The 22,516-nt window shown below is 46.0% G+C and carries 20 protein-coding genes; 13 read left to right on the top strand and 7 right to left on the bottom strand.

Annotated features, from left to right (window positions below):
• Positions 1-30: 30 nt before the first annotated feature.
• The 3 genes from ACUXV2_RS19410 to ACUXV2_RS19400 form a co-directional block, all read right to left on the bottom strand.
• Entirely contained in the window at positions 31-789 is a 759-nt protein-coding gene (locus ACUXV2_RS19410; protein ID WP_446244785.1) for a CPBP family intramembrane glutamic endopeptidase, read from the bottom strand.
• A 687-nt stretch (positions 790-1,476) separates the two neighbouring features.
• Positions 1,477-2,094, bottom strand: a complete 618-nt coding sequence (locus ACUXV2_RS19405) for a sterol desaturase family protein (RefSeq protein ID WP_446244784.1) — start codon at positions 2,092-2,094, stop codon at positions 1,477-1,479.
• On the bottom strand, positions 2,084-2,785 hold the full coding sequence (locus tag ACUXV2_RS19400; protein WP_446244783.1) for a GntR family transcriptional regulator: 702 nt from the start codon (positions 2,783-2,785) through the stop codon (positions 2,084-2,086). The genes ACUXV2_RS19405 and ACUXV2_RS19400 overlap by 11 nt, the downstream gene beginning before the upstream one ends.
• A 229-nt stretch (positions 2,786-3,014) precedes the next feature.
• Between ACUXV2_RS19400 and ACUXV2_RS19395 the strand changes: the two genes are divergently transcribed.
• Positions 3,015-5,057: a bifunctional diguanylate cyclase/phosphodiesterase gene (locus ACUXV2_RS19395; protein ID WP_446244782.1), complete on the top strand. Its 2,043-nt coding sequence runs from the start codon at positions 3,015-3,017 to the stop codon at positions 5,055-5,057.
• Positions 5,058-5,142: 85 nt separating this feature from the next.
• Positions 5,143-5,763 carry a DUF3298 domain-containing protein gene (locus ACUXV2_RS19390; protein WP_446244781.1) on the top strand — a complete coding sequence of 207 codons (621 nt, stop codon included), beginning with the start codon at positions 5,143-5,145 and terminating at the stop codon, positions 5,761-5,763.
• Positions 5,764-5,873: 110 nt separating this feature from the next.
• Here the strand turns inward: ACUXV2_RS19390 and ACUXV2_RS19385 are convergent, their stop codons facing one another.
• Positions 5,874-7,127: an Nramp family divalent metal transporter gene (locus tag ACUXV2_RS19385; protein ID WP_446244780.1), complete on the bottom strand. Its 1,254-nt coding sequence runs from the start codon at positions 7,125-7,127 to the stop codon at positions 5,874-5,876.
• Positions 7,128-7,601: 474 nt separating this feature from the next.
• Between ACUXV2_RS19385 and ACUXV2_RS19380 the strand changes: the two genes are divergently transcribed.
• On the top strand, positions 7,602-7,853 hold the full coding sequence (locus ACUXV2_RS19380; RefSeq protein ID WP_446244779.1) for a hypothetical protein: 252 nt from the start codon (positions 7,602-7,604) through the stop codon (positions 7,851-7,853).
• Positions 7,854-7,894: 41 nt separating this feature from the next.
• Here ACUXV2_RS19380 and ACUXV2_RS19375 read toward each other — a convergent pair whose 3' ends face one another.
• Positions 7,895-8,383 (bottom strand): hypothetical protein, encoded by a 489-nt coding sequence (locus tag ACUXV2_RS19375; protein ID WP_446244778.1) that lies wholly within the window; start codon positions 8,381-8,383, stop codon positions 7,895-7,897.
• A 171-nt stretch (positions 8,384-8,554) separates the two neighbouring features.
• On the opposite strand from ACUXV2_RS19375, the gene ACUXV2_RS19370 reads away from it, so the two are divergent.
• Entirely contained in the window at positions 8,555-8,809 is a 255-nt protein-coding gene (locus ACUXV2_RS19370) for a YuzF family protein (protein WP_446244777.1), read from the top strand.
• Positions 8,810-8,866: 57 nt separating this feature from the next.
• Here the strand turns inward: ACUXV2_RS19370 and ACUXV2_RS19365 are convergent, their stop codons facing one another.
• Positions 8,867-9,775, bottom strand: a complete 909-nt coding sequence (locus tag ACUXV2_RS19365) for a Gfo/Idh/MocA family protein (protein WP_446244776.1) — start codon at positions 9,773-9,775, stop codon at positions 8,867-8,869.
• Between the two features lie 123 nt (positions 9,776-9,898).
• Between ACUXV2_RS19365 and ACUXV2_RS19360 the strand changes: the two genes are divergently transcribed.
• From ACUXV2_RS19360 to ACUXV2_RS19325, 8 genes are all read left to right on the top strand, one after another.
• Complete coding sequence (locus ACUXV2_RS19360) at positions 9,899-10,414, top strand: CBO0543 family protein (protein ID WP_446244775.1); 516 nt, start codon at positions 9,899-9,901, stop codon at positions 10,412-10,414.
• Between the two features lie 231 nt (positions 10,415-10,645).
• On the top strand, positions 10,646-11,671 hold the full coding sequence (locus ACUXV2_RS19355) for an NUDIX domain-containing protein (protein WP_446244774.1): 1,026 nt from the start codon (positions 10,646-10,648) through the stop codon (positions 11,669-11,671).
• Between the two features lie 266 nt (positions 11,672-11,937).
• Positions 11,938-13,464, top strand: a complete 1,527-nt coding sequence (locus ACUXV2_RS19350) for a phytoene desaturase family protein (RefSeq protein WP_446244773.1) — start codon at positions 11,938-11,940, stop codon at positions 13,462-13,464.
• Positions 13,464-14,933 carry a phytoene desaturase family protein gene (locus ACUXV2_RS19345; protein WP_446244772.1) on the top strand — a complete coding sequence of 490 codons (1,470 nt, stop codon included), beginning with the start codon at positions 13,464-13,466 and terminating at the stop codon, positions 14,931-14,933. The genes ACUXV2_RS19350 and ACUXV2_RS19345 overlap by 1 nt, the downstream gene beginning before the upstream one ends.
• Positions 14,926-15,768 (top strand): phytoene/squalene synthase family protein, encoded by an 843-nt coding sequence (locus ACUXV2_RS19340; RefSeq protein ID WP_446244771.1) that lies wholly within the window; start codon positions 14,926-14,928, stop codon positions 15,766-15,768. Before ACUXV2_RS19345 ends, ACUXV2_RS19340 begins: the two co-directional genes overlap by 8 nt.
• Before the next feature lie 427 nt (positions 15,769-16,195).
• A complete protein-coding gene (gene zupT, locus ACUXV2_RS19335) occupies positions 16,196-16,993 on the top strand; it encodes a zinc transporter ZupT (RefSeq protein WP_446244770.1) in 798 nt (265 codons plus the stop codon).
• Between the two features lie 209 nt (positions 16,994-17,202).
• Positions 17,203-18,180: a DUF3231 family protein gene (locus ACUXV2_RS19330; protein WP_446244769.1), complete on the top strand. Its 978-nt coding sequence runs from the start codon at positions 17,203-17,205 to the stop codon at positions 18,178-18,180.
• Positions 18,181-18,339: 159 nt separating this feature from the next.
• A complete protein-coding gene (locus tag ACUXV2_RS19325) occupies positions 18,340-19,650 on the top strand; it encodes a uracil/xanthine transporter (protein ID WP_446244768.1) in 1,311 nt (436 codons plus the stop codon).
• Positions 19,651-19,764: 114 nt separating this feature from the next.
• On the opposite strand, the gene ACUXV2_RS19320 is transcribed toward ACUXV2_RS19325, so the two are convergent.
• Positions 19,765-20,895, bottom strand: coding sequence for a M14 family metallopeptidase (locus ACUXV2_RS19320; protein ID WP_446244767.1), 1,131 nt, complete (start codon positions 20,893-20,895; stop codon positions 19,765-19,767).
• Between the two features lie 434 nt (positions 20,896-21,329).
• Here ACUXV2_RS19320 and ACUXV2_RS19315 point away from each other — a divergent pair, with 434 nt between their 5' ends.
• Positions 21,330-22,511 (top strand): ParM/StbA family protein, encoded by a 1,182-nt coding sequence (locus tag ACUXV2_RS19315; protein ID WP_175989903.1) that lies wholly within the window; start codon positions 21,330-21,332, stop codon positions 22,509-22,511.
• Positions 22,512-22,516: the final 5 nt, after the last annotated feature.

Genomic DNA, 22,516 nt, shown 5'->3' with positions numbered 1-22,516 from the left:
CTTCTTTTTTACTGCAGATAAGGTCAGGGCCTAAATGATAAAACCGTTGAATACCATCCCGATATTAATGACGGTATGCAGTACAATCCCCGGATAGATGCTGTTTGTTTTAAGCGTGATGATGGCGTAAATCACCCCTGCAGCTGAAATCAATAAACTGAGATACATAGAAAAACCAATGGCGAGATGGAGGAGTCCAAACCCAACACTTGTAACCAAGACCGCATACCATGTGGGTGTGGATTCCTTAAGGGCCGACAGCATGATGCCTCTCCAAATAACTTCCTCAAACACTGCATTAATAAAAGAAAAAAGGATACAAAATAATACCAGCGACTGAATGTATTCAATATCCTTTTGAATGATAAAAACAGAATAGATGATCACATTGACGATGATCCCGATCATCCAAAACCAAAAGATATTCACTTTATGAAATGGCAGGACAATCGGGTTCTTCCAGTCAGGTTTTTCATTGTACCAAGAAATCTTTTTATTAAAGAAGAGAGAGTTGATAAAGAGTCCCATCATAATAAAAACAAGAAATAGGCGATTAAGAATCACCTTTATTTCCTTTGAAATGGCCATCGTTCCAATAAAATGATTGGCAGCCGTAAATATCACAAACCCCATCAGGAATGATAATAGCAGCGATAGGATGAAGCGTTTCTCTCTATTTGTCATTAGCAAAATGAAGAATCCCATACATACAAAAGAAGTGAGAATGCCTTCTTGATAGGAAATTGAAGTGATCCCTAGAAAAAACAATGCCGCAATCACAAATAACATTCATGACTCCCCCTTTCGCGAAAATAATGAAACAATCATTTTATGTATCTATTAGTTATGATGTAAATGAAACACACTAACAATAACATTTCCTTATTTTGTTAATTTTACCAGATGCGATATAAATCACCGAACAGAAAATATTCAACATATAAAGAGGCGGACGAATGAGGATGGAATGCCCAGCTGATTAGGTCCGCCGGGTGGGGCTCAAACGTTTTTCATTCAAGTATTTTTTGGATTTGATAATAAAAAGGTCGTTTTTGATAATATATTTCTGTTTTTGATAATAAAATCGGATTTTTGATAATAAGTTGTCCGTTTTTGATAATAAATCCGGTGCAGGACAGTATTGGCGGCGGTTTTTGTCAGAGTGAAGGCAGGAATGGGCGGGATATGGATGAATACTGCCAACCAGGCAGGAGGCTGGACATAATTTTTATTCAAATAGGTCTCTATTTTGTTGAAAAGGACATGACAGAGCATTAATTGTGTTTGCCACCTAGGGGGAAGGTTGAGTTGTATGGATTCTCGGCCTGGGATCAGGGAACCGGCCGGATCCCCGATTCAAGGCCGTATCCTGATTCGGGGTAATCCCTGTTTCAAAACCATTCTCGGATCCGATGCCAATGCCTCATTCAGAGCCAATCCCCGGCACCAGGCCCATTCCCAAACCCAACCCCAAATTCAACCCCGCTTCTCCAAATCCTTCGCGGTCTCACTCAAATCCACTTCTTTCTCATCCTTCAGCGTCCCGAACAGCACATCGACAAACGGTGTGGACACGCCGTACCAATAGTTTTCATTCTTGTAATGGTGCAGGACATGGGTCTTCTTCAGCCACCTGCCGAATCTCGTTTTGGGTTTTAATGAGCGGTGGGCTACGTAGTGCTTCCATTCGTATACAAAGAACATGATGAGAATGCCTGTGCTGAAGGCCAGGGTGGCTGAAAGAGATCCTGAGATGAAATAGAATATGAGACTTAAAGCGAATAAGCTAGGCGCGCTATACCAAACAGGAAGGAATAACAGTTTCAGGTCGTTTGGTTTCTTGTGGTGGTCATAGTGAAGCCGTTTGATCAACTTTAACAGAAGGCTGTTCTTTGGTGCTTTAATATGAAAGATGAAACGGTGTGTGAGGTACTCGCTGAACATGTAGGTGACAATCCCAATCACAATGAGCAGCGGGGTGATGAGTGTCAGCTTCATTGTAAATAGGAAAGCGAGTACGGCAAGGAAAATGCAAGCCATGATCACGATGTCGGCATGCAGGAAAAAGTCACGGTAGATCCCCTTATTTTTCATGAACAGCATCTTCTCCAATCATATTTAATTTCCAAAGACTCAGGCTCTTCTCCATCATTGCTTTCGTCAGGGTCTCAGCTCCTTCGACGTCCCCTTTCAACACCGCTTCCAGTAACTCATTATAATAAGAGCGGGAAGCCTTTCGAAGAGAAGCATCTGAAAAATACTTCACGGCCATCTTCTTGTAGACTTCCTTGAAGCTGTTGAGGATAAGAAGATATATGGGATTGGGAGAAAGTCTGGCTGTTCGGAGCTGTAAATCCCAATCGAATTCAGCATACGATTCTGCATCGTCATCTAGTTCTTCGACGTCAGCAAATAGGGAAATGACTTTTACCCGGTGGCGGCTTACGGCGTCCCTTACATAGGAGGGCGTCAATGAGATCCTGAGTTCGAGCATATGGTGAATGAATTCGTCGGGGATGTCTTCATGGTGCTCGAGAATAGCGGCGATGGTCATCAGGTTTCCCTGCTTCCAATAGTCATTCACGACGGCAGGCATGCCTTTCCGTATCGTGATCCATCCGTCCCGTTCGAGCCGCTGCAAGGCCTCCCGTATAGTGGGCCTTCCAACATTGAAACGGGAAGCCAGTTCTCTTTCCGGCTGCAGAGGTTCGTTTATGGAGCAGGTTCCCTCCAAAATCGACCCGATGATGGTTTTGCCTATTGTGTCAGATGCACGTTCCTTCATTTTGGTCTCCTTTCTGGTAATACCAATTAATTTATTTGGTATTACCATTATACGCGGAGAAGGGTTCAATTTTCCATATCATTTTCTGAAAATTAAATTATTTAATTTTTTGTGTGAGGATGCCGATTAGTATAGAAGATTCGTTTGTTTCATTTTTCACAGAGTTTAGTATAATTTTACATGAATACCATATTTGGTATGTCTAATTCCATTTAAATGAGGTTGTTTTATGTTTTCATTACCAGAATCACAGGAGATTCGTGTACTTCATGGGGAATATTCACTCTCAATGGTGTTGTTGTCGATTGTCATTGCATGCTGTGCTTCTTATACGTCCCTTTCCATGAACCAAAGGATGCAGCAAAACAGCTTTTTTCATAAATCATTTTGGCTAATGCTTGCATCGGTGGCCATGGGTCTTGGGATTTGGTCCATGCATTTCATAGGGATGAGTGCTTTCATGCTGCCCGTCTCCATGGAATACGATCTGTTTTTGACGACTGTTTCTGTCTTTCCAGCTGTGTTTGCTTCATATTTAGCCTTTTATGTTGCCAACAGGAAGAACACAGGCCATTTTCCAGCCATCTTAGCCGGGCTCATCATGGGGGTGGGAATCTCGGCGATGCATTATATCGGGATGGCTGCGATGGAGATGGAGGCGAAGCATGCCTACAAGCCGTGGGTCCTCTTTGCCTCGGTGCTTATTGCTGTGATCGTTTCCTATGTTGCGTTGTTTATTTTCTCCACCCTTCAGAAGTATATGGGGAATCAACTGATTAAAATAGGGACATCGATCCTGATGGGGCTTGCGATTACAAGTATGCACTATACAGGGATGGCGGCCGTTGTCTTTTATACAGAAGGCATGGGGGGCAATTCACATGAGATGCACAGGATGGATATGCCCCTCTTTGTCATAGTGGTGACAATCGGTATATTTGTCCTGCTGGCGATTTCAAGTCTGGCCAGCCTGCTGGATCGTTATGTTGATCATCGGTTGAATCATTTTGATGCGTTGACGCTGCTCCCGAATCAAAGGCAGTTTGAACAGGATCTCAAAACGTCAAAAACCTCTGGGAGTCTCGCCATCATCCATCTCCATGACCTGGAGAAGTGGATCAGCGGTTATGGGTATACATTCGGTGACCGTGTGATAAAAGCTGCAGGGGAAATCATTGCAGACTTGAAAATAGGGACATCGAAGGTCTACCGGATCGAAGGGAACCGTTTTGCCATACACCACAGTGAAGAGTATGAATTTGAGAAATTGAAAGCTTCAATGAAAAGGGTCATGTCTGAACTGAAGAAGCCGCTTTTGATCGATGATTACCGTGTCGTGGTTGACATGGTATGTGCCGTTTCCCATTGTGAAAAGAATGATTGCAAACAACTCTTGTCCAATACGATGGCCGTGCTGCAGCATTCTTCTACTTCTTACCGGCATGAGGTGATTGAATATGATCCGGCCATCCATACGTATAGTTTTGAGAGACAACTAGTCCAGGATATTAATAGAGCGATAGAATCCGAGGAGTTATTTATGGTGTATCAGCCGAAAATCTGGCCTGTGACGGGGGAAGTGACAGGTGTGGAGGCATTATTGCGCTGGAATCACAGCGTTCACGGATTGATTTCGCCCGGTGTGTTTATCCCCGTCTTGGAGGAAAACGGGAAGATCTTCGAGGTGACGGACTGGGTCATAGGGAATGTCTGCCGGCAGGTCTCCTCATGGCTGGAAGAGGGTGTCGAGTTCGGTCAGGTCTCCATCAATATTCCGGGGCCGTATGTGACTTCTTCACGATTATTGTCGGTCCTGAACGGCCAACTGAAAAAGCATGGGGTCGACAGCCGCTTCATCGAGCTTGAGATCACGGAAACGAGTGTCATCCATGACATAGAAAACGCCATCACCGCAGTGGGCCGCTTCAGGGAAATGGGACTATCCGTGGCACTGGATGATTTTGGGACAGGATTATCGTCCTTATCATATTTAAGGAAAATTCCCATCTCAACCATCAAGATCGATAAATCATTCGTGGATGGTGTTCCATTGTCGGAAAAGGATTCCGCTTTACTGAAGGCAATCATCACATTATGTTCGTCCTTAAAGTTGAAGGTGGTCATCGAGGGAGTGGAGACACAAGAGCAGATCGACTTTATCTCGTCGATGATCGAGACGCCTCACATCCAAGGCTATTACTTTTCCCCTCCTTTAGGGGAGAGGGAAGCTGCCCTATGGATCAAGGAAAGAGAACTGGTCTTACAAGCTTAAAGGTCATGTCGTTCAGAAAAGATCCAAGGTCACCTAGGGCCTTCCCTTGAATACAATGGGTTAAAAAGAGCAGAGGATGATCACATTGCCCATATCGTTTCCAGTGAGCATAAAAACGAGGATGATCAGCAGCGGTCCGAAACAGACGGTTTATTACCCAAAAGCAGTGGAGGTGGAGGATCGGGAGCTTCAACGCTTCATCAACCGTACCATTGTCGATCAAACCCAAAAGCTGATTCATGAGCAGGCCGGCAATATGCCGACGAGCGTTGAGGAGATGCTGGGCTCATTTGAAATCAAGAACAACCAGCGAGAGGTACTGAGTCTATCACTCTCCAACTATACGTATCACTTCCAGGCAGCGCACGGGTTGACGATCATCAAGTCGCTGACTTTCGATCTCGGGAAAAAGAAGCTTTGCCGTTTGAACGATCTATTCAAGCCCGGCAGCGATTATGTGAAGCGGATCTCGGACCTGGTGGCCCTGCAGATCAAACAGAGAGATATCCCGCTCCTGGGAGAGTTTACGGGCATCAGCCCCGACCAGGACTTTTACATCGCAGACAAGTCGCTGGTGATCTATTTTCAACTATATGAAATTACGCCATATGTCTTCGGATTCCCTATGTTTCCGATCTCTGTGTACGATTTGCAGGATATCATCGAGGAAAGCGGGCCGCTTGGGAGGATGGCAGTCAATAACTAAGCCGTGGATGAAGGATCCACGGCTTTTTTCTGTGAGTCGTTTAGGGGATTCCAGTTATTGATTGCAGTCAAAGTCGACAACTATCATGTTAAATAGAAGCCCATGCCGGATTAAAAAATAGAAATCAATTTCGTCACAGCAAGGACCGCGAACAATAAGATACATGCTGCGAAGACAAAATTAGCCAATGCGCTGTTCCGGTAGTCTTTTTCCACTTTTTTCGAATTCAACAGCCACATCAGGCTGAATGATAAAAACGGCATGAACAAAGCACCCAATGCCCCGTATAAAATGATCAGCTGAACCGGTTTTCCGAAGAATAACAGAATCATAGGCGGAAAGGTGAGCCACGCCAGGAATAGACGGTATGCCGGATCCTTTTCCGTCACAGGGCGGTCCGTCCGTTTCTTTACAACCCGTACGAAATCGGCAAATAAGTAAGGGACCCCGTTCCACACACCGAGCAGGGATGAAAATGCCGCAGACCAGAATCCGATCAGGAACATCCAGGAAATGAATCCGCCATACTTATCCCCAAGCAGCCCTGTCAGTTCTATGAGGCCCTGTTCCCCTTTTAGCTCAATGCCTGTCCCATATAAAAATTGGCTGCCGACGATCAGCAGGGCTAGTGTGAAGATGGCCGTCATCGTGTAAGCTGCCTTGGAGTCCAGACGCATCGTCGGAATCCATTCCTTCCCGCTCCAACCTTTTTCCTTCAGCCAATAGCCGTATGAGGTCATCGTGATCGTACCGCCGACTCCTCCCACCAGTCCGAGGGCAAGCAGGAATGAGCCTTCAGGGATGGTCGGGACAAAGCCTTTCATGAAATCACCAAGGTTTGGCAGGAATAAAAGTGCAGACCCCACGACTGTTACAAACATCAATCCGATCAAAAACATCATGACCTTTTCAAATACCAGATAGCGGCCGGTCCACACCAATACGAAGCCGGCAATCGCATGAATGACGGCCCAAGCCCAAAAAGGCATGATTGGAAACATGGTTGTCATGGCAAGCGCACAAGCCGAGGCTGCGGCAGCCCCGTAGACAAATCCCCAGATGACAGCATAAATGCCGAAGTATCCTGTCGCCCACTTGCCCATCTCCTGCCAGCCTTCAAGAATTGTTTTCCCGGTGGCGAGATGCCAGCGTCCGACCCCTTCATTGAGAAAATGCTTCAAGATGGAACCGACAACAATCGCCCAGACAAATACCAGTCCAAAGCCTGCGCCGGCCACGAGGGCAGCAACGAGATCCCCCGTACCGACCCCGGTTGCGGCTGCAACGAAACCAGGACCGATCAAGGCGGCCCGTTTTTTGAACGATTTAGGTGCTGATGCATGTGTGTTCACTTCAAGTGACATTCGTTTTTGCTCCTTTCTTGATGTAAGCGACTACATTTTTATGTACGGCTCTTTTTCATACTTGTTGCGTTACACGTATGGTATGTTCGATTGTACGGTCTTCTGCCCGTTTAAGGCTGATCCGAAAAGCAGCCGGGCTGTAACTGGACTCTTGATATGTACGGAAAGCACCAATGCAGCAACAAACAACATTATGTACAAAAAATTTAGAATATTAGTACTTTACCATGGTAAACCGTTTTGGAAGGTTTATGCAACCCTTCTGCGGCGGTTGAAGGCTGATGCTGTTGGGTGTCGAGGGGAGCGGATGATCGTTTTTCTTGGGAAATCGAACGTTTTCTCGTGGAAAAGGGCCTCTCTGGTGACTTTTTGACTATTTTGTTTGTGGGTGTATTTTATAAAGCCCCGTTTTGGCCCCTGAATTCCTGACTTAAATGGATAATGAGCAGGGGTGCAAAGAGGATATTATCAAAAATGGGAGGTTTATTATCAAATATCGGGATTTATTATCAAAAATGGGAGGTTTATTATCAAATATCGGGATTTATTATCAAAAACGAAGGGTTTATTATCAAAAATCAATTTTTATTATCAAAACCCCCTTACGCAGCTATTATGAAAGCTTTGGATGTGTTCAAAGTTGATGGCCGCTCCTTTCCGTTCCATGCAAAGGTCGTTATAACAAAAAAACCGGAGATCACTCCCATCTCCGGTTCAAGCGTTTGAATATCCTGTACAACCGCCCCACAGCGTGTTAGGGGCTCATCTCAACACCATACGATGACCTTATAAGGTATGGTCTGGGCCGGGATGCTTTTCGTAGACGGACCGTACACAACGATCAGATTCCGGTTCGCCGGATTTCCTGTGAAAAGCTGGCCGTTGGTTAAAAGCACCTGGGTATAGGGTGAACCATTCAGCTTTAGTGAGCCGTCACTGCTCACCAATTGCGAGTTGAAATAATCAACTTTTACATTTCGAGCAGGGCTTTCCTTCACCATGATCAGTGCCCGGTATTGCGGCGGGTAGATGAGCGGAACAGGGGCATTTCCGTCATAGTATCCCGTCACTCTGTCCCCCGTACCAACGATTTCATGATCTACAAAATAAGTGGATGGTTCAACTACAAAGTTGACGGTTGCCCCTGAATCATCCATGACGGATATCAGTTTATAACAGCCTTCTTCCCCGTTCTGCCCGATCATAAAGTCACTGATCAAAGTGACCGTCCCTTGAAAGTAATAAAAATTTACCACATGCATTCCTCCAATGGATGTCACATTCAAGGTAATCCATATGCGTAATGGAGGATGAAAAGAACAACGGATTTCTTTGTCGGGGGTCTGTGAAGTATGAAGGCATGGGTCAGGCACATGCCTTCATAAACATAATATGTAAAAAACAGTAAACAGGTTGGAGGTTAGGAAATGTACAGTATGTATCCGTATCGAACCAGCCCGCAAGTCCCTTCTAAAGGACCGATGCAAGTGATTGTCGTGGAGCCTTATGTATACGCTGCGTTAAAAAGTCTTATTGGGAAAAGGGTCGTCATTGATACATCACGTGGTTCAGTGAGCGGTACAGTGGCTGATGCAAAGCCTGATCACGTTGTGGTGAAGGAGCATGATTCATTATTCTTTGTTCGTCTCTGTGAAATCGTTTGGATCATGCCGGAAGACTGATTTCAAAAAGTGTCTGCTGCCTGTGCGCAGACACTTTTTCATTTCCCCGGCCAATTTTTATGCATGCGGGTCGATGGATTTGACTATTCTTTCACAGATCTCATGGGTGATGAGCGAATCATCGATGGAGGGATCGGGTGTCTGGTTGTGTTCCGCACAATCGATAAAGTGATCGACTAATTGGTAGAATCCTCGCTTGAAAAGAGTCGGTTCCCAGTCCCCGAATGTCGTGATGTTCGTTTCTTTATTATGATAATGAGTTGTTTCAACAAGACGGTCGACGACATATTTGTGATGTCCGGTATGATACTCGATCGTTTCCTCTGTCACCCCGCCATTTCGGTTCATGATCCCGATTGCCGTGCAGCCGTCTCCGATCAGCTGGATGACCAGGTGATGGAGCTCATCCCCATCTTTCAGGCATTCCACTTTGACATCATGAACATCCGTACCCATCAAGAAGCGGAGCGTATCGACAACGTGAATGAAGTCCTCTACAACGAATCTTCTAACATGGTCAGGAGATGCAAACCGATTCTTCTGCATCAAGACCAGGCTAGCTTTTCCATGGCTTTTCAGCTCATTTACATGTGGAATGAATCTTCGGTTGAAGCCGACCATCGCGATCTTGTTTTTCTCTTTGGCAAGATGGACGATTCTTTCGGTTTCGCGGAAATTCATCGAGATCGGTTTGTCGATATAAATATGGATTCCATTTTCCAGGAGTTTCTCTGCTATTATAAAATGGGCTTCCGTTGCCGTGCTGATAAAAGCAGCATCTATGTCTTTCGTGATCAGTTCATCCACTGACTGGACTTTTTCTTTGATACGATACTTTTTTGCCAGTGTATCCAGAGTCTCTATGTTTCGTGTACATAGGACGAGCTCGATTCCTTCCTTTTCAGATAAAACGGGTAAGTATGCTTTTTTTGCGATATCGCCTAAACCGACAATGGCTATTTTCATGAGAATGCCTCCTATTTATTTACTTCCATCCCTCATTAATGGCGGACTGACTGCTTTTCGTTCGTATAATTGCTTTCAAATCAGTCAATGATGTTGACAGTAATGATAAGTAGGTGTGTATGGATGTATTTACTATTGGTGATTGTGGTTTGGATTCTGTTTGCATATAAATTCGTTGATTGGTCGCAGTGGAGAAAACAGTATCCGACGCTGTTATTTTTCATGCTGGTCAACTTTGCATACAATTATTTTTATTATGACTATACTCTCTGGGCGTTCAGGGGTGTGACGGCTGACTGGCTGAATCACTCTATCATCAACGTCGCCTTTACTTTTTTCATCTGTCCAGTCGGGCTGATCATCTACCTGCAGCGATTCCCCGGGAAGAGGAGCGGGCGGATCATATATATCCTCATCTGGACAGCCTTCTACTCAGCCATTCAGTTCCTGTTCGCTCACAAGGGCATGTATGTCTATGATAACGGCTGGAATGGCTGGTGGAATATCCCGCTGAACCTTGTTTTGTTCAGTGTACTGTATCTTCATTACAGGAATCCACTTAGAGCCATCGGGGTCTCGATTTTACTTACCATCGTCTTTTACTTGTTATTCCCATTCCCTTTGGAAAGTTTAAAATGATCAGGGGCGTGACGTCATGTTAATCCAAAATGCTTTCTCAGTGCCGGTCTTTTTGTTTTTATTATTTACGGTTTATATCGTGATGTGGATGTATTTAAGGAAAAAACCACTCAACAAAGATAAACAAAAAAAGTAGATGAAAGAATCTCTCTTTCGTCTTTTTTTGTTGCAGTGTTCCACCAAAATATTCCAACATTTGTGCTAAAATAGTACCAAAAAGGAGGCGTACATATGAACTGGGGTGAACAATCTTATTTATGGCGGCAAACCTTCGAGGCGGCTTGGGAATCTTTTCTTGAAGGTTCCCGTCCGATCGGTGCGATTGTGGTGAATGAAGAAGGGGAGATTGTCTCGAGGGGGAAGAGTTCCACCAAAAAAGAAACATCGGACGCTGTCATTTTCCACAATGAACTGGCCCATGCAGAAGTGAATGCATTGCTGAAGCTTGATAATCGTGTTCATGACAATGTGAAGGGCTATACCCTGTATACTTCATTGGAGCCGTGTCCGCTCTGTTTCGGCGCGTTCTATATGAGCGGGATACGTCAGTTGAAATATGCGGCAAAGGATCGATATGGGGGAAGCACTAACCTGAAAGACACGACGCCTTATCTGAGCCGGAAGCCGATCAGCATAGAGGGGCCGGTGCCTTTACTTGAATACCTGGCCATCCTTCTGGGCTATTATTACGACTTCTCCATCAGTGACCCTAAATCCCACGGGGTGCATGAGGGAATGGAAGAAGATTATCCGAGGGCGATGCGACTGGCGAAGGAGTGGGTGGCAGAAGGGAAATTGAGTGACCCCCATCGATATACCATTGAAGATGTGTACCACATGATGCAAGAAGACCTTAAAGATCGCAACCGTCGGCGGGCATGTGCGGCGATCATCAAGGACGATCACATCCTGATGGTGAAAATGAAACGCGGAGAAAAGGAATGGTGGTCGCTTCCCGGAGGAGGTGTGGAATCGGGGGAAACCTTCGAAGAAACCGTTGTGAGGGAAGTGAAGGAAGAAGTGAACCTTTCCGTGAAAGTGGACAGGCACTTGTTTACATATGACTACAGCGCTGGGGAATGCCGCGTATATTTAGCTGAACTCACTGGTTCCCATGTACCCGAGCTTGGATATGACCCTGAATTTTCCGGGGAAGAACAAAAGCTACAGGAAGTTAAATGGTGGCCGATCGAAGTGATGAAAGATGACCTGGAAGTGTCGAGGGTCATCCAGCACATGAACATTATGACGATATAGATTCATAGAAAAAATCTGACTGACTCTCGATGATTCAGTCTGTTTTTTTAATTTCCCCCTTTAACCTATTAACGTAACGAGGGACGGGCCTTTCAGCAGGCAGTTGTTGTGCAGGGTTTGTACAGTTGGGTTGTACTCGCCTGTCGGTTCCTTTATTTACAGGGATTCGGCTGCGAATGTATAAGGAAAAATGTTATTTGTGGCATTTGAAATTCAATATGTGTATAATGATTGTATAACTTTTGTACGACAAGGAGGTCTTGTGAATGGGAAAGCGGATCATCGTGGTTGGGGCAGGCCCGGGCGGCTTGGCGGCGGCCATGCTTCTGGCCGGTAAGGGATATGATGTAAAGGTCTATGAAAAGCAGGAATATATCGGCGGCCGGAATGCCGAGGTACGCCTTGGTGATTATAAGTTTGATATGGGCCCGACGTTTTTATCGATGTTTCATATTGTCGAAGAACTATTTTCCGCTGCGGACAGAAAAGCGGCTGATTACATGGAGGCAGTCGAACTCCAATCCATGTATGAGCTGATCTTCGAGAACCGCAAGCTGCTCATGTCACGGGACAAAGACAGAATGAAACAGGAGATCGAAACCCACTATCCGGGCAATGGGGAAGGCTACGAACGGTTCATGAAGGAAACCGCAAAAAAGATGGAGGCATTGACCCCGGTCCTGCAGTCGAAGATGGACCGCTTCATGTATTATTTCCAGCCCAAGGTGCTTCAGGCCCTTCCGGAACTTGAACTCGGACGTTCCCTGTACGACGTGCTTTCCCGTTATTTTACCGAAGATGAACTGAAGCTCGCCTTTACGTTCCAATCCAAGTATCTCGGCATGTCACCGTGGGAATGTCCCGGTGCCTTCTCGATCCTTTCCTACATGGAACATGCATATGGCGTCTTTCATCCGATCGGGGGCGTAAATCAGCTCTCAAAGGCGATGGCGCGTGTGACAGAGGAGCACGGCGGTGAGATCCATATCGGCTGTGGAGTGAAAAGCTTGTGGATCGAAGGAAAAGAAGTGAAGGGGGTCCGCCTTGAGGACGGGAGAAGCGTGGAGGCGGACGAAGTCATCATCAATAGTGACTTTGCGCACGCGATGACGAACCTTGTGGATGGCCGGCAGCTGAAGAAATATTCGGCGAAAAAACTTGCGAAGAAGAAATATTCCTGCTCCACCTTCATGCTGTACCTGGGCCTTGATAAGCTTTATGAGGATATGCCGCATCACACGATCGTCTTTTCAAAAGACTACAAAAAGAATGTCGAGGAAATCACCAGCCTTAAAATCTTGTCCGAGGATTCCTCCCTCTATATTCAGAATGCAAGTGTGACAGACAAGACGCTCGCTCCTGAAGGGAAATCCACCCTTTATATCCTGGCACCGGTGCCGAACAACTTCAGCGGCATCGACTGGGAAAAGGAAAAAGGTACATTTCGTCAGCTCATCCTGAAAACGGTCGAGGAAAAAACAGGATTCACCAATCTTGAGGAACATATCGAGGTGGAAAAAATGATCACGCCAAAGAATTGGGAACAAGATATGTATGTGTATCAGGGAGCCACCTTCAATCTGGGGCATCAGCTTTCCCAGATGATGGTGTTCAGGCCGCATAACCGATTTGAGGAACTGGAATCCTGCTGGCTCGTAGGAGGCGGGACCCATCCTGGAAGCGGGCTCCCGACCATCCTGGAATCCGCCCGCATCACAGCCAATGGCATCCTGGAACAGGATTTTCAGGAACCCATCCCTGTATCTTCCCTTCCCGTTATGGAGGGATTCTGATGAAGACAGCGATCATTGGAGGCGGAATCGGCGGCCTGATGAGCGCCCTGCTTTTATCGAGACAGGGTGTGGACGTGACCGTTTATGAAAAAGAATCCCATCTCGGCGGAAGATTGACGTTTGTGGAACGTGACGGTTTCAGGGTCGACCAGGGACCGACGATCGTCCTTCTTCCCGATATGTTTCAGAAGCTGCTTGAGGAAGCGGGAATTTCCCGGGACAGATATGAGCTGATCCCGTGCGATCCGCTTTATTCCCTTGAATTCCCCGATGGTCTAGTGTTCACGAAATATCCGGATCACGATTGTCACCTCACAGAGATGAAGAGGGTATTTCCAGGTGAAATGGATGGTTTTCTACGTTTCTTAAAAGAAGGCAATGAGCGATTCGAGATCGGAAAGGAATCGTTCCTGGAGGAGTCGTTCGTCAACCCGCTGGATTTCTGGAAACCGGTAAACCTGAAGAAACTTCTGAAACTGAAACCCCATCAATCTATAAGCAACTTGATGTCCCGTTATTTCCAAGATGACAGGCTCCAGGCAATCTATGCCCTGCAGGCCCTCTATATCGGAGGGAACCCCTTCAAGGCACCGGCCATGTACTCATTGGTATCCTTCGCTGAACATCAATTCGGCATTCATTACCTCAGGGGTGGGTATGCAAGCCTTGTCCCCCTTTTGGAAGAAGAACTCAGGAGCCGGAATGTCCCCATCCACCTCAATTGTGAGGTCACGGATATCCCGAGACAGGGCAAGCGTGTGACGGGCGTGAGTACAAAGGACGGACTGCGATCCTATGATTCCATCATTTTCAATGGAGACTTCCCGGGCATCGATCCGTTGATCAAACGGAACCGGACCAGGGAGTATGCTCCTTCATCAGGCTGTGTCCTGCTTTATTTTGGCTTGAATAAGGTCTTCGAGGAAGTGAATGTGCATCACTATGTGATGGGGGAAAGCTTCCCTGCCCATATGAGGGATGTATTTGACAAAAAGAAAATACCGGATGATCCCGCCATTTATACGTTTCATCCTTCCAAGATAGATGACAGCCTGGCACCAGAGGGGAAGGGCGTACTCTATGCCCTCGTACCGGTGCCTTCTGACACGGATATCGATTGGAAAAATGAAAAAGAGTGGATTAACGGGCTGATCGACCGTTTGGAAAGACGGGCATTCCCCGGTCTCCGCGAAGCCATCGAATGGATGGAAGTCCGGACGCCTCAGGATGCAGAACAATTCGGGCTTCACAAAGGAGGGAGCTTCGGAGTGGCACCGACCCTCTTCCAATCAGGCGTATTCAGACCCCAAGTCAAACCGTATCGCATCGACAACCTGTACGCAGTCGGAGCGTCCATCCATCCCGGCGGAGGCATACCGCTGGTCATGCAGGGAGCAAAACTTGCGTCCGATCAACTGCTGCACGATCAAAAAGACCCAGCGATAAAAGGAGGGAATGTCCATGTATAGTGTTAAAGAAGCATATAAACATTGTGAAAACGTCATTTCGCACCATTCCAAAACCTTTTATAAAGCCTTTTCCATGCTGCCGAAGAACGAACGCAATGCGGTGTGGGCCGTCTATTCCTTTTGCAGGAAAGTGGATGATATCGTGGATGAAGGGTGTAATCCTGTGCAGGAACTGGCTCAGTTCAAAGATGAGTTTGATCTGTTTTTACAAGGCGGTTATGACTCTTCGAATCCTTCCTGGCTGGCTCTCGAAGATGTGTTTAGTCGCTATGAGATGAATGAACAGGCCTTTCATAACTTGATTAAAGGGCAGGAAATGGACCTGACGATCAACCGGTATGAAACCCTGGATGAGCTGCTGGACTACTCTTATCATGTCGCAAGCACGGTTGGATTGATGCTTCTGCCGATCCTGGCCCCGGGTAAGACGAAGGTTTTGGAAGAAGGGGCTGTGTCGCTCGGGCTTGCCATGCAGCTCACCAATATTCTGCGTGACATCAGTGAGGACCTCGAGCGTGACCGGATCTATCTTCCCCAGGAAATCATGAGGCGTCATGGTGTTTCGGAAAGGTCGCTGTGTGCGGCAACAGTCGATGCTTCTTTTATCGATATGTGGGAAGAAATCGCCGGACATGCTGAACATTACTATGATGAAGCCTTCAAGACGATGAAGGAATATCCGCTATCTTCCCGGATCCCGGTAAAGAGCGCAGCCTATCTGTATCGTGAAATCCTACCGACGATCCGTTTGAAAAAGTATACCGTATTTGGTCAAAAACATTTTGTGAAAGACGAAACGAAGAAAGAAATCGTCGTTGGGTTGAGTTCGCTTTGATGATGGGTGCGAAGCTGGAGATTGTTTAGTACTAGGCTCACTTTTATAGAGAAGTGGGCTTTTTTTGTTGGGAGAGCGGGTTTGGCCGGGTTAGAAGCTGAGCAGTATAACACCGCATGTATACCATATAATAAAAACACGAAGCAGGATTTTTTCACCTTGTGTGCCTCCAGTCATAATTGATGCAGGATATTTTTGATCTGTCCACCTTAATCGGATCATCTTGGAGAATACATAACTGACTGTTATTGATTGAACAATAGGTGGGCTTTGATGTAAGCACACTCCACACCTGCTCCCTGAGAGAGCGTACATAACGCAGCAATCCCTTGGAAAACAGTGTTAGATAAACAATCCTTTAAAAATGACCCGCGGGAAAGTACAATAGGACGTATATGACATGTACCTATGATGAAGGAGAAAATATATGGCTGAAAATTTACTATTGGCATTCGGTTTGACTTTGATGGCAGGACTCGCGACCGGGATCGGAAGCTGTTTGGCGTTTTTTGCTTCCACCACGAATACGAAGTTCCTGTCGATCTCGCTCGGCTTTTCCGCCGGGGTGATGATTTATGTATCGATGATTGAGATCTTTGTGAAAGCGAAGGACGCACTTGTGTCCGCAATGGGCGTCACTCAAGGGAACTGGATGACGGTTGCCGGCTTCTTTGGCGGGATCCTCTTGATTGCGCTGATCGATAAGTTGATCCCTAAGCAGGGGAATCCCCATGAATTGAAAAAAGTCGAAGATATGAACCAGCCCGGGAACGCAAAGCTTTTGAAAATGGGCACCTTCACGGCGCTGGCGATTGCGATTCACAACTTTCCTGAAGGAATCGCCACGTTCACATCCGCCCTCCAAGATCCATCACTCGGGATCGCCATTGCGGTGGCAATCGCCATTCATAATATCCCGGAAGGCATTGCGGTGTCCGTTCCGGTTTATTTCGCCACGGGGGATAAGAAAAAGGCATTCCGGCTTTCTTTTCTGTCGGGGCTTTCAGAGCCTGTCGGGGCCGCGGTTGCGTACCTCGTCTTGATGCCTTATCTGAACGATATCATGTTCGGGATCATTTTTGCTGCCGTTGCTGGGATCATGGTATTCATCTCGCTGGATGAGCTTCTGCCGGCTGCGAAGCAGTATGATGAAGCCCATTTATCCATTTACGGGACGATCGCCGGGATGGCTGTCATGGCGGTCAGTTTGTTATTGTTTATCTAATAGGTAACCGTCCAGGCAGAGGTCTGTGACTTCGCATATAACTTTATCACCATTCATACAGTGCTCCCGCCTGCAGCAGGCGGGAGTTTTCTATTTTCAAGGCTCAAACCAACAAACCAAGCGAATCTCAGCGTGAATGATTACTTCATTATCGTCCATACTACACTATATAAGACAACAATACGGAAATATGTATGGAGGTCATGCCCATGCCCGAAAAACCAGCTTTAACTTCGTCAGAAATAGGTGTTTTGTGGATTACCTACAAGCAAAAAACGATGACCAAAAGAATGCTAGAGCACTTCATCAGGAATGCTGATGATGTTCAGGCTAAGACCATCTTGGAAACTATATATGACAAAATCAGCCCTTATCCTGATAAAATAAAGGATATGTTTCATCGTGAGGGTGCAGTTGCCCCAATAGGCTTCACCCAGGAAGATGTGAATCTGGATGCACCTAGATTATACGAAAATGGATTTGACGTCACGATGGTCCGAATGATCAGTGAAATCAGTATGGGAATGCACACGTTAAATATCACGATGTCTTATCGGGAAGATGTTATCGAACTTTTCCAAGAGCTGACCGTCATCACGCAAGAGAATTTTGCAATCTGTACAAGTTACCTGCTTGAAAAAGGTCTGCTTTGCCGAGCACCCTTTGTTCCAATGCCCAAATCAGTTGAATTTATCAAAGACACAAATTATTTAGGAGGCCTCACTCCGTTTTCTAAAACCCGCCACTTAAATACAGTGGAGTTGGCCAATTTATACCATGGGGTGGAATCAAATATAGCCGGATTCATTATGATAGACGGATTTGCACAAGTTGCACAAGAAAAAGACGCACGAAAATTCTTTGAAAGAGGCAGAAAAATCGCGAATGATATCATTCATGATTTAAGTGACATCATGATGAAAAGCAAACTGCAGGTACCTATCGCCGCAAATGGGAATGTCTCTGATTCCACCGTTGCGCCGTTCTCGGATAAATTGATGATGTATTGTGTCAGTTTATTCTGCAGCTTTTCTGTCGGCAGCGGATCCATCGGCACGGCTTTCAGTTTGCGAAACGATCTGCCGGCGAAAATGGTCATGATCATGGAGGATATCTTCAGCTATGGCCATGACGGCGCAAAAATCATGATCAAGCATGGCTGGATGGAAGAGCCTCCTCAGACTTGAAACAGAGACACCCGGATTGATTCCAGGTGTCTTTTTTTTGGGAGTGGTTCGTGCAACGATATACTTTTTCAGACTCCGTTACGAAAAAGTGGCGACTTCAATAGGATTCCTTAGGGTTTCGTAGAATAGTACAGTAAGACAATGTCAGGAGGGGGACACATGAAACAATTATCAGCTGCGGAAACAGCGTTTTCATCTGTGCAATGGCTGTTTTTCATTTTTGCGAATACAGTGGTGGTCCCTATTTCGGTGGGGATGGCATTCGAACTGCCTTCCCATGATATTGCGGTGATCCTCAGAAGTTCGCTCATCTTCACCGGGGTTGCCTGCATGCTGCAAGGGCTGATCGGACATAAGTACCCGCTGATGGAGGGGCATTCGGGGGTCATGTGGGGAGTCGTGCTCAATTTGTCCGCAGCGGCTCCGGCACTCGGGATGAGTCTGCCATCGGTCGGTGGCGGTATTGCGACGGGTATGCTGCTGGCAGGGGCTGTGGTACTGGTGTTAGGGGCACTTGGGCTGCTGTCTTTGATTCAAAGGGTCTTTACGCCGATGGTGATGAGTGTCTATTTATTTCTGTTGACCTTTCAGCTGATCCTCATCTTTTTTAAAGGGATGCTGACCTTTTCGGATGATGGGAAGCTTGTGCTGCCGGTCAGCTTGTTTTCCATATCGGTTGCGATTCTGGTAAGCCTGTTGAAAATCAAGGGGAGTCCTCTTCTCAGTAATTTTTCCATTTTGATCGGAATGACAGCGGGGTGGATCGGATATCTTCTTTTATTTCAATCAGAAGCTGCAGGCAGTGCGGCAAGCGGTTTTTCTTTTTTCATTTTGTTCCCTTTCGGATCACCAAACCTGAATGCAGGGATCGTCTTCATTACATTTCTGGCTAGTTTGATGAATCTTAGCAATACGCTTGCTTCGGTGCAGGCTGCAGCACAGCTCTATGGGGAAGAGCCGGCTGAAAAGAGGGTGAACCGGTCATATTTATTATCAGGTATGTATTCCATTGTCGGTGCCTTGTCCGGTCTGGTGTCCTATGCTCCATTCGCATCTTCGATCGGGTTCCTGGAAAGCACGAGGATCCTCCATTTAAGGCCGTTTCTCATTGGCGGGGCCCTTATGTCTCTTTTAGGGATTGTACCGTTTCTAGGGGGGATTCTGGCCACCCTGCCGATCACTGTAGGAAATGCTGTCCTGTTTACAGCGTATCTGCAGCTATTCGGCACTTCATTGAAAAGTCTCCAGGGAACGGTGTTTAATTCTGTGACCATTTATCGGCTGGCAGCCCCGGTTCTCGTGGGGATATCGATCATGAACATGGACCCCGCATCATTTACGAGTCTGCCGGTCTTTGTTCAGCCGATCGTGACCAATGGATTCATCATGGGCGTCCTCGTATCGATCTTATTGGAAAAGATGGTGAACTGGGAAAAGGAAGAGGAAGTGAATCGACAAGAGTCGGTGTGAAGAGGGGAGGGGAGTTGTCGCAATAGATTGAGAAAGGGTATGTCGAATAATAACGCCTTCAGTTTCAGGCAAAAAAACTCCCTTCAAAAGCGGCGCTGAAGGGAGCTTTTTTGATCATTTTGTTGGTAAGATGCCTTCTTCGCCTAAAACGGCTTCGATGCCGAGACGTCCTTCCTGGAGGACGGATTTCTTCCATTGATCGCTTAAGGGATAAAACATTTCCCTGAACTCAGAGAGGATCCATTCCCGGTCTTCCTGCTTTTCAGCGCCTTCCCAGTAGAGGCGATTCTCAAGGACGATGGTCATGAATTCCCGGAGTTCCGCTTTCATGCCTGTTCCAAATGTACCGAACTCGAATAGGGCGGAGAATAAATAGGTGGAAGGATACTTCTCATTTTTCAATTTATGAAAATGGTTGGTCGAGTCGCCTTTCACTTTTTGCGGTGTAAATTTCTGGATGCTGTTCAAGTCGAATTTTGACTTTAGTTCCTCTTCTTCCCGCTCATCTTCTGAGGAAACAACCATCGTAATCTCATTGGTCGGCCCAAGGGCGGTATGCCAGTCCATATGGATGACACGGGGATAGTCGGATAATAGCCTGTTTTGTATCTGTTTCAGGAAAATGGCCGTTTCTTCCTCTTTTTCGCCTCCATAATAGACACCGCGCTCGAACTGGAACTGTCCCATCCCTTTCGCTTCCTTGATGGCGCTGTATCCTTCTTCGGCAAGAGCCTTGACCAGCTGCGCCTGCAGCTTCATCTTTTCTTTTGCCAAGTCCTTTATCTTCCCGTGAGGAAGGAATAACTCACTTTCTCTTTCATAGTACTCGTTTACATCGTCCGGCACCGAAGAGCGGTTATACAAGTAATTTCGATTCAAATCGACATTATTCTCGGTCACCCGCCTGAAGTTTCTCATACCCCACGGATTTAGGGCATGTATACAACAGATACCGGTCGTGGCGGGATCGACTCGGTCCAAGTACTCTTCGACAAACAGATGGATCATGGCGGTACCTGCATAGCCCTCTATCCCATGTTCTCCTGCAGTGAAGAATAAAACCTGCTTGTTTGTTTCAGTGGCCTGGGATGCAATCATATCGGTCGTATTGTCTTCTTCTTTCCCAATTGAAGTCGTTGTAAGTTCAGCATCCGGCCATTTTTCCTTGATTTTATGCAGGTGTCTCCTGACTGTGTTTCTCGATTGTTCATAATCCGACGGAAAATAGTTTTTTTGTTCCTTCATTATCTCATCATCCTATTCTATTTATTTTATTCCTTTGATTTTCCTACTATATTTTCACGCATCTTCTTTCTTTCAGTCCTATTTCCCCGTTTTCCTTTTTTTACAAGTGGCAGAAAGGCAGTTTGATAGACTCTCAATTTACTATTTTTCATCCAAATAATGGTTGTTTACAATATTGTATACTTGTATACATTTACGTACACAATTGTAGACAAAAATGTATACAAGTATACAAAGTCGTACACATGTTGGTATATAAGGATGTGTACTGTTTTGTTTACAACGATACATAAATGTATACAAATAGGCCGAACATTACAGTTGTGTGATAGAGTTGAAAGTAGGATTGACCGGAGGCTGGAAGTGTTTTAATCTTTGATTAAGAGTTTAAATTTTTTGATAAATTTTTACTTATATATGAAAGGATGATTTTTTTGACGAACTCTCGAATTGCTGCAATTGATGTAGGTAACGATTCTCTTAAAGGTATTTTTGGAAAGTTGGATAGTGAACTGAATATCCCAAATGTGATTGCAAGAGACATTGAAGATCGTCCGATTATCGGGATCGAGGAACTGGACAAGCAAGACCCTCTAGATGGCATACATATCCGCGTCCACTCCCCTGCCCTGCAGGACAATAATGCGATTTATCGTGTCGGTAATCTGGCTACGAAGAGCAACAACTCTACTGAATTGGATCCGGGAAGCAGTAAATCAGAAGAAGACCAAACACTGATCATGCTGTTTGCTTCTTTAGCTCTGGATGCAGCTGAGCAGGATTCACTTTTTAAAAAGAATAATAATGTCATAGAAGCAAACTATACGCTTGGTACGGGTCTTCCCCTTCGTGAAGTGAAGGAAGGAAAGGATGTCGGCTACCGTTCGAAGCTCCTTGGATCTGTCCACCAGGTTGAATTCCTAGTGACTCCGCGCCACCAGGGCATCAAGGTGAACATCAAATTTGATGAAGTGAAGGTCTATCCAGAAGGATTCGCGGCATTCATCAATCTTGTGATGGACAATAACGGGAACATCATCAATAAAGACCTGATCGATAAGCGCATCCTGATCCAGGATATCGGTGGTCTTTCCACCGATATCGCCGTGATCAAGAATCGTAAAGTCGATGATGACAAAGCTCAAGGCTTCAACCTCGGGGTGTCTGAATCACTTGAATTGATCCGTGAAGAAATCCGTTCGAAATACGGCATCGAGCTCGACAGCCGCCGTGACGTTGTGGAAATCATCACGAAGAAAAATGATCGCAACCACATCATGGTCAAAGGAAGCCGTACGAGCGTACATGAAATCGTCGACCGCATCCTTGTCGAACTTGCCAAGAAGCAATACCGCCACCTCCGCAACATGTGGCAGAAGAATTCCCAGACGGAAATCTGCTACTTCATCGGCGGCGGATCCAGCGTTCTTAAGGAATATATCAAGACGCTCAATAACAATCTGGACGGCTACAACATCGACTTCTTCGAAGACGAAAATGAAAGCATCTGGATGATGGCCAACGCATATTACAAACTAATCGCTGATTTCTCAAGAAAGAACCAACAGCAGAATCAAAAGAAAGAAGACGAGAAAAAGTTAGCGAAAACCAAATAGGGTGA

This window comes from Rossellomorea sp. NS-SX7, from assembly GCF_052828565.1.
The sequence above is the reverse complement of the archived record's forward strand: the minus strand, read 5'-3'. Positions and strand labels throughout refer to the sequence as shown.